Raw genomic sequence first — 12408 nt, forward strand, 5'->3', positions numbered from 1 at the left:
GTGGCGTACCCGCGTCCCCACGCCTCCGGCAGGAACAAGTAGCCGAGCTCGGTCTCCCCGGCCTCCCGGCGGTTGCCCGGACGCTCGGGGTCGTGCGGGCCGAGCTGGATTGTGCCGATCGTCGCTCCGTCGCGCTCGACCACGAAGAAGCCAGGGCGCCGCCCGGGCACCTCGGGCACCGTGCGTTCGAGCTCGGCGCGCGGTCGGGGGCCACCGAGGTAGGTGCCCACCTCTGGCGAGGCGTTCAGCTCGATGACCGCCTCGCGGTCCCGGGCCTCGGACTCACGGAGTACGAGCCGCCCGGTCTTGATCGGGGCAGGTGGCCAGGCGAGGGCTCTGGGGTCGGTCATGGCGGGCAACCTAGCGCACGCCCGGGAGAGTGATCTGAAAGAGAAGGCCTAGTCGTCCGAAGCGATGAGAACCCTCCCGGAACGGATACGTTCGAGGATCTCGTGTAACCAGCCTCATGAGACGGCACAGCCAGGCCACGTGCTCAGAAGTCGGCGTCACCACCGGCGAAGCGTACGGGGGACACGAGAGCGATGCGGATCAGGCCGGGCTCGGGAGGTGGGGCGTCGTAGACATAGGTGACAGTGAGCGTGGGGCGGACGTCCGTGCCTTCCAGGCGTGTCGTGTAGATCTTCATGCCTCCGACGGCACTCTGCGCTTGGCGGCCGAGTGTCGGGTTCTTCTCCAGTTCGGCTCGCAAGGCCTCGACGGCCTTGAGCGCCCCGCCGCCGATGGCGAGGCAGCGGGCGTGGGCCTCACGGGTGATCTCGGCGACGGCCGGCTGCTGGTCGTTACTCACTGATCGTTTCCCCGAGTCATGCGGATTTCGGCGACGGCCGCGGCGACGGCCGTGTCGAAGTCGGGATCCTGGCGTGCGACGACCCGGCCGCGGAACTCCTCGACGAGGCGGACGACCCCGGAGAGGTCCGCGGGGTCGGCATGGTTGATCTCACGGGCCAGCTCGGCCTCGAAGTCGTCAGCGTCGCCGGGGAAGCCGTAGCCCATGGTGAGGGCGGCACGGAGCTCCCCGATGGTGCGCATGGGGGGGAGGTGGGTCTGGCCGGACTCCGCCGGTTGGGTGGTCATGGCGTCGGCTCCCTTTCGCAGTGTCGCTTTCACCGTACCTGGACGATTCCGCGACCGGCCGAGGCTTCCGCGAGCAGGAGCGGTGGATCTTGACAGGCGGCTCATGCCGCGGCCAGTTCGCACCACACGTACTTGCCGCGGTTGCCGTTTCTGGACTGCGGTTGCCAGCCCCATACGTCGGCGCAGGCGCGGACCAGGGTGAGGCCGCGGCCGTTCTCGGCGTTGGTGAGTTGGTCCACCGGGCGTGGTGGTTCGGGGGGTTCGGGGTCCGCGTCCCAGGCGCCGATCCGTAGGGCGCCGGCGGACCAGCCGACGCGGAGGATGACGAGGCCCTTCGTGTGCAGTACGGCGTTGGAGAGCAGCTCCGTTGCGAGGAGTTCGGCGGTGTCGGTGAGGCGGATCAGGCCGTGCACCGTGAGGATCAGGCGCAGGGTGCGGCGACAGACGGTGACGGCTCGGGGATCGTGGGGGATGGAGACCGTGTACTCCCACGGCTCGGTTTCGGGCATGCGGCAACTCCGGTTCAGTGGTGGGGGTTTCGGAGGTCTGCGGGTGTCGGGCGGTGGCATTGCCGCAGCCGCCGTGGCAGGGCGGGGCGGTGCGCTTCCGGTACCCCGGGGTTCCGCAGCGTGTGCGTCGCGTCACCGACGGTATGGCATGAATTCGTGCCAGCGCAACCGGCTGGCGTAACCTGACACCCGAACGTGGCGTCGCGACAGGGGTGTTGGGAACGGGAGGGTGCATGCCGCCGAGGAGTAATCCGACGGTGCGTCAGGTGCGTTTGGGAACCGAGCTGCGCAGGCTGCGGGAGGATGCCGGTCTGAAGGCTCGCGATGCGGCGGCGTTCCTCAACTCGACGTCGAGCCAGATGAGTCACGTGGAACTGGGCATCGCGGCCATCAGTGCCGATCGTGTCCGCCGTCTTGCGGCCTATTACGCCTGCACCGACGAGGCGTTGATCGACGCACTCGTGGCCATGGCGACGGACCGGACGCTTGGCTGGTGGGAGGAGTACCGGGGAGTGCTGCCACCGGTGTTCCAGGACACGGCCGAGGCCGAGCATCATGCGACGTCCCTGCGCGAGGTTGTGATCACCTACGTGCCAGGGCTGCTGCAGACCGCCGACTACGCCCGTGCGGTCTATACGTACGTGCACCCTGGTCTGCCCGAGAGCGAACTGGCCCCTCGGGTGGAGCACCGGCTGAAGCGACGAGCCGTGATTGAGGGCGACAACCCGACCCCGTACGAAACGCTCATCCATGAGTGCGCCCTGCGCATCCATGTGGCCGACCGTCGGACCTCGGTGTCTCAACTCCGCCGCATCCTGGACGAGATCGACAAGGGGCACGCCGCGGTGCGGGTCATCCCGTTCGATCGGGAGGGATTCGCGGGTGCAGGAATCTCGATGATGTACGCGGGCGGTCCGGTGCCCCGGCTGGACACCGGCCTTCGAGACTCTCCCACCGGTGTCGCATTCATCGATGCGGAAGCTCAGCTCAACCAGCTTCGAACGCTGTTCCTTAAGATGCAGGCAGCGTCGCTGGACCCCACCGCGTCGCGGGACTTCGTCCACCGGCTGACAAAGGAACTGTGATGAAATGGCGCAAGTCCACGTACTCCGGCGGAGGCGATGGCGACACCTGCGTCGAGATAGCAGAGCACCCCACCCGCATAGCCATCCGCGACTCCAAGACCCCCACCCGAGCCACCCTCTCCTTCCCCACCCCCGCCTTCACCGCCCTCATCGACCATCTCAAGGTCACCCCCGAAAAGCGGCCCTGAGCGGTGACAGGAGGGCCGGTAGGCCGCTCAGCGTCATGCCGGTCGCGCCGATCCACAGGGAGGCTGTCGCTCCGATCGCCTCACCTGAGACTCCGCCCAGCAGGCCGCCCAGGGGAGGGAGTCCCCCTGGTCAGAAGGGGGACCGACGGTCTAACGTCCGTTCATGCCAGCCTTCGACCCCTGGGACCCGGCGTTCCTCGCCGACCCGTACCCCGCCTATGCCGAGCTGCGTGCCAAGGGCCGCGTGCACTACTACGAGCCCACGGACCAGTGGCTCGTCCCGCACCACGCGGACGTCTCGGCACTGCTGAGGGACCGGCGCCTGGGCCGGACGTACCAGCACCGCTTCACGCACGAGGACTTCGGGCGTACGGCGCCGCCGCCGGAGCATGAGCCGTTCCACGTCCTCAACGACCACGGGATGCTCGATCTGGAGCCGCCGGACCACACCCGGATCCGGCGCCTGGTGTCGAAGGCGTTCACCCCGCGCACGGTGGAGCAGCTGAAGCCGTATGTGACCGGGCTCGCCGGGGAACTGGTCGACGGGCTCGTGAAGCGGGGTGGCGGCGACCTGCTCACCGAGGTCGCCGAGCCGCTCCCCGTCGCCGTCATCGCCGAGATGCTGGGCATCCCGGAGTCGGACCGTGCGCCGCTCAGGCCCTGGTCGGCGGACATCTGCGGGATGTACGAGCTGAACCCGCCGGAGGACGTGGCGGCGAGGGCGGTGCGCGCGTCGGTCGAGTTCTCGGAGTACCTCCTTCAGCTGATCGCCGAGCGCCGCAAGGAGCCTGGCGACGACCTCATCTCGGGCCTGATCGCCGCCCACGACGAGGGCGACCGCCTCACCGAGCAGGAAATGATCTCCACCTGCGTCCTCCTCCTGAACGCGGGCCACGAGGCCACGGTGAACTCCACGGTCAACGGATGGTCGGCCCTGTTCCACAACCCGGACCAGCTGGCGGCCCTCCGCGCGGATCACTCCCTGGTCCCCGCGGCGGTCGAAGAGCTGATGCGCTACGACACCCCGCTCCAGCTCTTCGAGCGCTGGGTCCTCGATGACATCGAGATCGACGGCACGGTGATCCCGAGGGGCGCGGAGATCGCGATGCTCTTCGGTTCCGCCAACCACGACCCCGAGGTGTTCCAGAACCCGGGCGAGCTGGACCTGACCCGCAAGGACAACCCCCACATCTCCTTCAGCGCGGGCATCCACTACTGCATCGGGGCGCCCCTGGCCCGTATCGAGCTGGCGGCCTCGATGACGGCGTTGCTGGAGAGGGCCCCGACGCTCGCCCTGGCGGCGGAGCCGGAGAGGAAGCCGAACTTCGTGATCCGGGGGCTGGAGGGGTTGCGGGTGGAGGTGGGCTAGGGGGCGCGGGTCACTTCAGGAAGCGGTACTTCAGGTGGGTGGCGAGGGGCGTGTGGACCACGCTGACCGGGTCGAGGTTCCGCCGCCCGGCGCCCAGGCCGTCGAAGAGGCGCAGTCCGTCTCCGAGGAGTGCGGGCACCACGTGCAGGTGCAGTTCGTCGATCAGCCCCTCCCTGAGGTACTGCTGCACGGTGCTCGCCCCGCCCGCGATGTCGACGTTCCTGTCCCCGGCGGCGGCCTTCGCCCGGTCGAGGGCGCTGTGGATGCCGTCGGTGACGAAGGTGAAGGTGGTGCCGCCCTCCTTGACCAGGGTCGGCCGGGGGCGGTGGGTGAGGACGAAGACCGGGGTCCGGAACGGCGGATTGTCGCCCCAGAACTCCTCGCCCGTGTCGTACATCATCCGGCCCATGACCACCGCTCCGGTGGCGTCGAACCACTCGCGCATCAGCTCGGAGTCGCGGTTCTCCTCCCCGCCGGTCATGCCCTGGCGCTCTCGCCAGCTCGCCAGGTTGTGGATCCACTCGAAGAGCGGCTCGGCGCCGTCGCCTCCCGGGTTGTCGAGGGAGACGTCGGTTCCGGCGACGTAGCCGTCGAGGGAGATGGCCATATCCGCGGTCACGGTCACGGTCACGATGGGGTGCTCCTGAGGTCCTGGAAGTCCTGGGATGTGCTCCTTCACCCTCGCGTCGATCGGGAACCGGCGCATTCGACATCCGGCTCAGGGGCGGAAGATCCGCATCAGCCGGACGAGCAGCACACACGCGAACGCCGGCACGAGCGCGCCGGCCAAGGCGACCAGGGGGAGCTCGGTGAGGACGGCTCCGTAGTCCGTGCCCTCTCCCTCGAAGCCGCCGCCCATGTGGCGGCGGGTGCGGTCCGAGGAGGCCCAGACGAGCAAAGCTGTCAACGCGCCCACCGCCGACACCAGACAGCCGCCGCACGACAGCGCGTTCCGTCGGTCCTGCTGATCCATGCCCGCAGGGACGCGTCCGGCCCTGCCCGCGGTTCTCCGCACTCGAAGGGCCGGGCACGGTTACGTCGTCAGGTCACGCCGACGCAGACCGGCCAGCCCCGCGGCGACCAGCGCCACCGCGAGCCCGGTCAGCAGCAGCACCGGTCCCCAACTCATCTCCCCGCCCGGCAGCTTCGGCAGATGGCCGAACGGTGACAGGTCCAGTACCGACTGTGGAGCATCCAGGGCCGGACCCACCCAGCCGATCAGCAGGACCGCGCCCGCGACGCCCCACGCGGCAGGCGCCGCCCGCGGCAGCAGACCGTACAGCGCGACCGCCAGTCCGCCGATCACCCAGACGGCCGGGAGCTGCACCAGGGCCGCCCCCAGGATGGGCCCCGCCTCCTCGCCGTAGCCGACGACGAAGCCGAGGCCGGCCAGGAGCATGATCAGGGCGGAGCCGCCGAAGGCCACAGCCAGATGACCACCGGCCCAGCGCAGGCGTCCCACCGCGTGCGCCAGCACCGGCTCCGCGCGGCCCGAGGTCTCCTCGCCGTTCAGGCGCAGGACCGAGCCGACGACGTACAGCGCGGCGATCAGGCCCATCATCCCGACCATCGAGGCCAGGAACGCGTCCGTGATCCCGCTCTGGCCGCCCATCCGCTGGAAGACCTCGCGGGCCTTCTCGTTGTCGCCGACCAGGTCGGCCACGCCGTCCGTCAGGCCGCCGTAGACGACGCCGACGAGGAAGAAGGCGACGCTCCAGCCGTACACGCTGCCCCGCTGCAGCCGCCAGGCCAGCGCGCCCGCGCTGCCCAGGCGACCGATCGTCGGTCCCATGGGGGTACCTCCCACGCCCTTAAGGCAGTGGGGGAGGGTGGGCAGGAAGCTCATGCCCACGTCCCGGCGGCCCGCCAACTCGTAGGCCACGGCGGCCTGGACCAGCGTCGCCGCCGCGAACAGCAGGAGCACCCACCAGCGTTCGGCCGCGTACGGGCGCAGGTTCTCCAGCCAGCCCAGCGGGGACAGCCACGTCAGGACCGAACTGCCTCCCCCAGTGCCAAACGCCTGGGAGGTGCCCCCATCCGTCGCCGAGTCGCCCGCCGCGCGCAGCACGAAGGCCGCCCCCAGGACCGCTGCCGTCAGGCCGCGGGCCAGGCGTGCGCTCTCCGTCAGCTGCGCGACGATCGCCGCCATCGTGGCGAAGACCATGCCGACCGCCGCGACTCCGAGGCCCAGGGCGAGCGCGCCGACGGCTCCCTGGCCCGCCAGGCCCACGGTCACCAGCAGCGCCAGTACGGTGTTGGCGACCCCCGCCGCCAGCAGCGCCGCCGTCAACGAGGCCCGGCGGCCCACCATTCCGGACGCCACCAGCTCCTGCCGGCCGCTCTCCTCCTCGTCCCGGGTGTGCCGTACGACGATCAGCAGGCTCATCACCGCCGCGAGCAACCCCGCGTAGACGCCGACGCGCCAGGCCGTCAGCGCGCCCAGCGAGGTGTCGAAGACCGGGCCGATCAGGGCGCGGAAGGAGGCGTTGGTGGATACCTGGTGGATCAGGTCGGCGCGTTCTTCCGGGGTGCCGTACAGCGACTTGAGGCTGTTCGGCATCGAAAGGACCATCAGCGCGTTCACGCCGATCCAGAGGGCGATCATCAGCCGGTCCCGGCGCAGCGCGAAGCGCAACAGGATGCCGGTTCCGGTGAGTTGGGGTGCCGCGAGGGTGCTCATCGCGCCGCCGCCTCCTCCTGGTAGTGCCGCAGGAACAGCTCCTCCAGGGTGGGCGGCGTCGAGGTCAGGGACCGTACGCCGGACTCGCTCAACTGCCGTAGGACGGCGTCCAGTTTGTCCGTGTCGACCTGGAGCTTGACCCGATGCCCCTGTACGTCGAGGTCGTGGACGCCGGGGAGGTGCGCCAACCCGTTGGGCGTGCCCGCGAGTTCGGCCGTCACGCTGGTCCGGGTGAGGTGGCGCAGGTCGGCCAGCGAACCCGACTCCACCGTGCGACCGCGCCGGATGATGCTCACCCGGTCGCAGAGTTCCTCGACCTCGCTCAGGATGTGCGAGGACAGCAGGATCGTGCGGCCCCGGTCCCGCTCCTCCTCCACGCAGCGCTGGAAGACCTCCTCCATCAGCGGGTCCAGGCCCGAGGTCGGCTCGTCCAGGATCAGCAGGTCGACGTCGGAGGCGAAGGCGGCGACCAGGGCGACCTTCTGGCGGTTGCCCTTCGAGTAGGTGCGGCCCTTCTTGGCGGGGTCGAGCTCGAAGCGGTCGATCAGGTCGGCGCGGCGCGCCGCGTCGAGGCCGCCGCGGAGTCGGCCGTAGAGGTCGATGACCTCGCCGCCGGAGAGGTTGCGCCACAGGGTCACGTCGCCGGGGACGTAGGCGATCCGGCGGTGCACCTCGACCGCGTCCGCCCACGGGTCGCGGCCGAGCACCTGCGCGGCGCCGGAGTCGGCGCGCAGCAGGCCGAGCAGGACGCGGATGGTGGTGGACTTGCCGGAGCCGTTGGGGCCGAGGAAGCCGTGGACCTCGCCGGTCTCGACGGTCAGGTCGAGGCCGTCCAGGGCGTGCGTCTTGCCGAACGACTTGTGCAGTCCGGAGACGGTGATTGCCTTCGTCATGCTTCAGAACGTACGCTTCATTCAGAAATTTGTGAAGTTAAGGAAGCGTCAAAACCGCCGTTAGGATGGGCGCATGACGGAAACAGCTGGTGGCGGGCGGGATGCGGAGGCCGTGTCGAAGTTCGTCGAGTCCTTCGCGGCGCAGCTCGTCGAGGCAGGGATGCAGCGCATGCCCGCCCGGATCTTCGCCGCACTCCTCTCCTCCGACGAGGGTGCGATGACCTCCGCCGAGCTGGGCGAACAGCTGCAGATCAGTCCGGCCGCGGTGTCGGGCGGGGTGCGCTACCTGGCGCAGACGCACATGGTCTCGCGGGAGCGGGAGCCCGGCTCGCGCCGGGAGCGCTACGTGGTGCACGGCGACCAGTGGTACGAGGCCCTGACCAACCGCGAGGCCGTCCTCAAGCGGTGGGAAGGTGCCCTGCGGGACGGTGTCACGAGCCTGGGGGAGAACACTCCGGCCGGACGCCGCATGGCCGAGACCCTTGCCTTCTTCGAGTTCATCGAAGGCGAGGTCTCGGCCATGATGGAGCGGTGGCGGGTGCACCGCCAACAGGTGTTCGGGGACTAGGAGTTACCGCTCCTTCGTCTCCTCCAGCACCGTCCGCCCGATCAGCAGGTACCGCTCGGGAGAGCGCTTCTTCAGGTACTGCGCGTAGCCGATGCCGCCGACCGCGATCAGTGCGACGATCCACGGCGTCGCCTTCAGCACCAGCGAACCGGACTCCGAGCCGGCCGCGACACCCATGTTGGACACCAGGAGCACGACCACCGCGAGCATCGCGATGCCGCCGAGGAGCGGGGCGGTGAAGGTCCTGAACCAGTGCTTGCTCTCGGGGTGGTGGGAGCGGAAGTACCACAGCACCGCGAAGGAGCACACCGCCTGCACGACCAGGATGGCCATCGTGCCGAGGATGGCGAGCAGGACGTACGTACCGGTGTACGGGTCCTTGCCGGCGATCCAGAACGCTGCCAGCAGCACGGCGGTGATCACCGTCTGGACCAGACCCGCGATGTGCGGGGAGCCGTGCCGGGCGTGGGTGCGGCCGATGGTGTTCTTCAGGGACGGGAGGACACCCTCGCGGCCCAGCGCGTACATGTAGCGGGCGGCGCAGTTGTGGAAGGCCATGCCGCAGGCGAGCGAGCCGGTGATCATCAGCCACTGCATGACGACGACCGCCCAGTGGCCGACGTACTGCTCGGTGGGGTTGAAGAAGAGGTTCAGCGGGTTCTCGGTGGCGACCTTGACGGCATCGGACTCGCCGGTGCCCGTGATGGCCATCCAGGAGACGAAGACGTAGAAGACACCGACGCCGAGCACGGAGATCATCGTCGCCTTGGGGATGATCTTCTTCGGGTTGCGGGACTCCTCGCCGTACATCGCCGTCGACTCGAAGCCGACCCACGACCAGAAGGCGAAGAAGAGGCCGAGTCCGGCGCTGGTGCCCTTGAAGGCGTTGACCGGGTTGACCGGGTCGATGCTGAAGCCGTCGGGGCCGCCGCCGTGGAAGGCGACCGAGATCGCCATCGCGGCGAGGATCGTCACCTCGGTGGCCAGGAGGACGACGAGCAGCTTCTCGGCGACCGAGACGCCGAACCAGGTGCCGGTCGCGTTGATGGCGAGCATCAGGATCGCGAACGCCCACCAGGGGATGTCAAGGCCCGTCTGGTCCTTGAGGGTTTCCGTCGCGAAGGTCGAGAAGATGCCGATCAGCGCCGGTTCGAACACGACGTACGCGAAGGTGGCGAGGAGGCCGGACGCGAGGCCGATCGAGCGGCCGAGGCCGTAGGAGATGAAGCCGTAGAAGGCGCCGGTGGACGTGATGTGCTTCGCCATCGACGTGAAGCCGACGGCAAAGATTGCCAGTACGACCATTGCGACGAGGTAGCTCGCCGGGGCGCCGATGCCGTTGCCGGCGGACACCATGAAGGGCACGTTGCCCGTCATCGCGGTGATCGGCGCGGCGGTCGCGATGGCCATGAAGACCACGCCGAGCAGGCCGATGGCGTTGGGCTTGAGCCGGTGAACCGTGCCGCCCTCGTCTGTCTTCGCCGCTGGGGCGACTCCCTCGTCCACTGCCATCGGGCTGGCCCCTCTCCTACCGGTCGACTGGTGTGCTGAACCGGAACTCTGTAGGCGCAATGAGTCGCGCAAGGTTCTCGGGACGTTAAATGTTTGTCAACCAGACCTTTAGAAATCTGGCGGCAACACGCGGCTCGTACGGTCGCCGCCATGAGCTACACGTCCACCCTCGGCGGTGAGCGCCACCGCTTCGACTCCCTCGCCCGTCTGCTCGCCGCCGCGAGCCCCGAGCGCTCCGGCGACCGGCTGGCCGGCCTCGCCGCCGGGAGCGCCCAGGAGCGGGTCGCGGCGCGCTGGGCGTTGGCCGAGGTGCCGCTCGCGGACTTCCTCGCCTCGCCGGTGATCCCGTACGAGACCGACGACGTGACCCGCCTGATCCTCGACACGCACGATGCGGCGGCCTTCGCGCCGGTGGCCTCTCTGACGGTCGGCGAGCTGCGGGAGTGGCTGCTGTCGGACGCGGCGGACGCGGTGGCGCTGGCTGCCGTGAGCCCCGGGCTGACGCCGGAGATGGTGGCCGCGGTGTCCAAGCTCATGGGGAACGCGGATCTGGTCGCCGTGGCGCGCAAGGTGCGGGTGGTGACCGCCTTCCGCTCGACGATCGGTCTGCCGGGGCGGATCGCGACGCGGCTGCAGCCCAACCATCCGACGGACGACCCGGCGGGTGTCGCGGCCGCGCTGCTGGACGGCCTGCTGCTCGGCTCCGGCGACGCCGTCATCGGCATCAACCCGGCGACGGACAGCCCGAAGGCCGTACGGGACCTGCTGGAGCTGCTCGACGGGGTGATCCAGCGGTACGCGATCCCCACCCAGTCCTGCGTACTGAGCCATGTCACGACCAGCGTCGACCTGATGGAGCGCGGCGCCCCCGTCGACCTCGTCTTCCAGTCCATCGCCGGCACGCAGGCGGCGAACGCGTCCTTCGGTGTGACCCTGGGGCTGCTCGACGAGGCGTATGAAGCGGCGCGTGGGCTGGGCCGGGGCACGGTCGGCGACAACGTCATGTACTTCGAGACCGGCCAGGGCAGCGCCCTGTCGGCGGACGCGCACCACGGGGTGGACCAGCAGACGGTCGAGGCGCGGGCGTACGCGGTCGCGCGCCGCTACGACCCGCTGCTGGTGAACACCGTCGTCGGCTTCATCGGCCCGGAGTACCTGTACGACGGCCGTCAGATCCTCCGCGCCGCCCTCGAGGACCACTTCTGCGGCAAGCTGCTCGGCCTGCCCATGGGCCTGGACATCTGCTACACCAACCACGCCGACGCGGACGACGACGACATCGCCACCATGCTGACGATGCTCGGCGTCGCGGGCGCGTCCTTCGTGATCTGCACGCCGGGCGGCGACGACATCATGCTCAACTACCAATCGGCCTCGTACCACGACGCGTTGTACCTGCGCGAGGTGCTGGGGCTGCGCCCGGCGCCGGAGTTCGAGGCGTGGCTGGGCTCGATCGGGTTGCTGGACGAGCGGGGGGCGATCAGGGACGTGGCCGGCGGGCATCCGCTGACGGCCATCGGAAGGGAGCTCGCGGCATGAGTCAAGTGGCCCTGAACAACGGGGAGTTGTGGTCATCGCTGCGGCGGCGTACGCAGGCCCGCATCGGGCTGGGGCGGTCCGGCTCCGCGCTGCCCACCCGGCATCGGCTGGAGCTCCAGGCCGCGCACGCGGCCGCCCGGGACGCGGTGCACTCGCCGTTCGATCCGGACGCGGTCGCGGCGGGGCTGACGGGGATGCCGACGGTACGGGTCCGTAGCGCGGCCCCCGACCGGCTGACGTATCTCCAGCGGCCGGACCTGGGCCGTCGGCTGGACGCCACCGACCGCGCGCATCTGCCGGTGGGGGAGTGGGACGTGGTCTTCGTCGTCGCGGACGGGCTGTCCAGTCGGGCGGTGCACGAGCACGCGGCGGCGGTTGTACGGCAGGCCGCGGCGCGTCTCCCGGAGTGGAGCATCGCCCCTGTCGTCCTCGCCGAGCAGGCGCGCGTGGCCCTGGGTGACGACATCGCCGCCGCGATGGGGGCCGGGATGGTGGTCGTCCTTGTCGGCGAACGGCCCGGTATGTCAGCGGCGGACTCGCTGGGGGCGTATCTGACGTACCGGCCGGTGCCGGGGGTGACGACGGATGCCGACAGGAACTGCCTGAGCAACATCCGCCCGCCGCTGGGCCTGACGTATGAGGGGGCGGCGGCGAAGCTGGTGGCGCTGATGGGGCGGGCGCGGGAGCTGGGGGTCACGGGGGTGGCCTTGAAGGACGAGTCGGACGGGGTGGCTCCGCTGGCGTAGCGGGTTTCGCCCCCGCCGCCCCTACCCGTCCCATCCTTCCGGGGCTCCGCCCCAGACCCCGCTCCTCAAACGCCGGAGGGGCTGAATTTGCCGGCCGAGGCTGGATTTTCCCGGCTGGGGCTTGATCTTTTCAGCCCGTCCGGCGTTTGAGGACGAGGCCCCTTCAGGGCCGAAAAGGGGGGTCTGGGGGCGCAGCCCCCAGGGACGGGAATGGGAAGGGGCGG

The 12408-nt window shown here is 69.9% G+C and carries 15 protein-coding genes; 6 read left to right on the forward strand and 9 right to left on the reverse strand.

All coding sequences use genetic code 11. The annotated features are described in order from the left end of the window. From IG08_RS0152265 to IG08_RS0152280, 4 genes are all read right to left on the reverse strand, one after another. A partial coding sequence (locus tag IG08_RS0152265) for a GNAT family N-acetyltransferase (protein WP_030621739.1) occupies positions 1-350 on the reverse strand: 350 nt, incomplete at its 3' end. A 143-nt stretch (positions 351-493) separates the two neighbouring features. Next, on the reverse strand, positions 494-808 hold the full coding sequence (locus IG08_RS0152270; RefSeq protein ID WP_030621710.1) for a hypothetical protein: 315 nt from the start codon (positions 806-808) through the stop codon (positions 494-496). Further along, a complete protein-coding gene (locus IG08_RS0152275; protein ID WP_043457579.1) occupies positions 805-1095 on the reverse strand; it encodes a hypothetical protein in 291 nt (96 codons plus the stop codon). The genes IG08_RS0152270 and IG08_RS0152275 overlap by 4 nt, the downstream gene beginning before the upstream one ends. A 101-nt stretch (positions 1096-1196) precedes the next feature. After that, positions 1197-1604 carry an ATP-binding protein gene (locus IG08_RS0152280; protein ID WP_030621715.1) on the reverse strand — a complete coding sequence of 136 codons (408 nt, stop codon included), beginning with the start codon at positions 1602-1604 and terminating at the stop codon, positions 1197-1199. Positions 1605-1837: 233 nt separating this feature from the next. Here IG08_RS0152280 and IG08_RS0152285 point away from each other — a divergent pair, with 233 nt between their 5' ends. The 3 genes from IG08_RS0152285 (at position 1838) to IG08_RS0152295 (ending at position 4246) form a co-directional block, all read left to right on the forward strand. Then, positions 1838-2689 (forward strand): helix-turn-helix domain-containing protein, encoded by an 852-nt coding sequence (locus IG08_RS0152285; RefSeq protein WP_030621717.1) that lies wholly within the window; start codon positions 1838-1840, stop codon positions 2687-2689. Continuing rightward, on the forward strand, positions 2689-2877 hold the full coding sequence (locus IG08_RS0152290) for a DUF397 domain-containing protein (protein ID WP_030621719.1): 189 nt from the start codon (positions 2689-2691) through the stop codon (positions 2875-2877). The genes IG08_RS0152285 and IG08_RS0152290 overlap by 1 nt, the downstream gene beginning before the upstream one ends. 163 nt (positions 2878-3040) lie before the next feature. After that, positions 3041-4246: a cytochrome P450 gene (locus IG08_RS0152295; RefSeq protein ID WP_030621722.1), complete on the forward strand. Its 1206-nt coding sequence runs from the start codon at positions 3041-3043 to the stop codon at positions 4244-4246. 10 nt (positions 4247-4256) lie between these two features. Here the strand turns inward: IG08_RS0152295 and IG08_RS0152300 are convergent, their stop codons facing one another. The 4 genes from IG08_RS0152300 to IG08_RS0152315 all read right to left on the reverse strand — a co-directional run bounded on the left by IG08_RS0152300 (position 4257) and on the right by IG08_RS0152315 (position 7819). Further along, positions 4257-4871: a dihydrofolate reductase family protein gene (locus IG08_RS0152300; protein WP_030621724.1), complete on the reverse strand. Its 615-nt coding sequence runs from the start codon at positions 4869-4871 to the stop codon at positions 4257-4259. 93 nt (positions 4872-4964) lie between these two features. Continuing rightward, positions 4965-5219, reverse strand: a complete 255-nt coding sequence (locus IG08_RS0152305; RefSeq protein ID WP_030621726.1) for a hypothetical protein — start codon at positions 5217-5219, stop codon at positions 4965-4967. 60 nt (positions 5220-5279) lie between these two features. Then, positions 5280-6926, reverse strand: a complete 1647-nt coding sequence (locus tag IG08_RS0152310; protein WP_030621728.1) for an ABC transporter permease — start codon at positions 6924-6926, stop codon at positions 5280-5282. Further along, positions 6923-7819, reverse strand: coding sequence for an ABC transporter ATP-binding protein (locus IG08_RS0152315; RefSeq protein WP_030621731.1), 897 nt, complete (start codon positions 7817-7819; stop codon positions 6923-6925). Before IG08_RS0152315 ends, IG08_RS0152310 begins: the two co-directional genes overlap by 4 nt. Positions 7820-7892: 73 nt before the next feature. Here IG08_RS0152315 and IG08_RS0152320 point away from each other — a divergent pair, with 73 nt between their 5' ends. Then, positions 7893-8387 (forward strand): GbsR/MarR family transcriptional regulator, encoded by a 495-nt coding sequence (locus IG08_RS0152320; protein ID WP_030621733.1) that lies wholly within the window; start codon positions 7893-7895, stop codon positions 8385-8387. 3 nt (positions 8388-8390) lie between these two features. Here the strand turns inward: IG08_RS0152320 and IG08_RS0152325 are convergent, their stop codons facing one another. Next, entirely contained in the window at positions 8391-9899 is a 1509-nt protein-coding gene (locus IG08_RS0152325) for an APC family permease (RefSeq protein WP_030621734.1), read from the reverse strand. 150 nt (positions 9900-10049) lie between these two features. On the opposite strand from IG08_RS0152325, the gene IG08_RS0152330 reads away from it, so the two are divergent. Beyond that, positions 10050-11438 carry an ethanolamine ammonia-lyase subunit EutB gene (locus IG08_RS0152330; protein ID WP_030621736.1) on the forward strand — a complete coding sequence of 463 codons (1389 nt, stop codon included), beginning with the start codon at positions 10050-10052 and terminating at the stop codon, positions 11436-11438. Beyond that, positions 11435-12184 carry an ethanolamine ammonia-lyase subunit EutC gene (gene eutC, locus IG08_RS0152335; RefSeq protein ID WP_030621738.1) on the forward strand — a complete coding sequence of 250 codons (750 nt, stop codon included), beginning with the start codon at positions 11435-11437 and terminating at the stop codon, positions 12182-12184. Before IG08_RS0152330 ends, eutC begins: the two co-directional genes overlap by 4 nt. Positions 12185-12408: the final 224 nt, after the last annotated feature.

This window comes from Streptomyces fulvoviolaceus (assembly GCF_000718165.1).
Classification (GTDB): Bacteria; Actinomycetota; Actinomycetes; order Streptomycetales; family Streptomycetaceae; genus Streptomyces; species Streptomyces fulvoviolaceus.

Excerpts from the sequence above, each read along its gene's own strand:
- IG08_RS0152305 (WP_030621726.1), bottom strand. The coding sequence starts at position 5,219 with ATGGATCAGCAGGACCGACGGAACGCGCTGTCGTGCGGCGGCTGTCTG.
- IG08_RS0152280 (WP_030621715.1), bottom strand. The coding sequence starts at position 1,604 with ATGCCCGAAACCGAGCCGTGGGAGTACACGGTCTCCATCCCCCACGAT.
- IG08_RS0152325 (WP_030621734.1), bottom strand. The coding sequence starts at position 9,899 with ATGGCAGTGGACGAGGGAGTCGCCCCAGCGGCGAAGACAGACGAGGGC.
- IG08_RS0152285 (WP_030621717.1), top strand. The coding sequence starts at position 1,838 with ATGCCGCCGAGGAGTAATCCGACGGTGCGTCAGGTGCGTTTGGGAACC.
- IG08_RS0152290 (WP_030621719.1), top strand. The coding sequence starts at position 2,689 with ATGAAATGGCGCAAGTCCACGTACTCCGGCGGAGGCGATGGCGACACC.
- IG08_RS0152315 (WP_030621731.1), bottom strand. The coding sequence starts at position 7,819 with ATGACGAAGGCAATCACCGTCTCCGGACTGCACAAGTCGTTCGGCAAG.
- IG08_RS0152275 (WP_043457579.1), bottom strand. The coding sequence starts at position 1,095 with ATGACCACCCAACCGGCGGAGTCCGGCCAGACCCACCTCCCCCCCATG.
- IG08_RS0152320 (WP_030621733.1), top strand. The coding sequence starts at position 7,893 with ATGACGGAAACAGCTGGTGGCGGGCGGGATGCGGAGGCCGTGTCGAAG.
- IG08_RS0152295 (WP_030621722.1), top strand. The coding sequence starts at position 3,041 with ATGCCAGCCTTCGACCCCTGGGACCCGGCGTTCCTCGCCGACCCGTAC.
- eutC (WP_030621738.1), top strand. The coding sequence starts at position 11,435 with ATGAGTCAAGTGGCCCTGAACAACGGGGAGTTGTGGTCATCGCTGCGG.
- IG08_RS0152310 (WP_030621728.1), bottom strand. The coding sequence starts at position 6,926 with ATGAGCACCCTCGCGGCACCCCAACTCACCGGAACCGGCATCCTGTTG.
- IG08_RS0152330 (WP_030621736.1), top strand. The coding sequence starts at position 10,050 with ATGAGCTACACGTCCACCCTCGGCGGTGAGCGCCACCGCTTCGACTCC.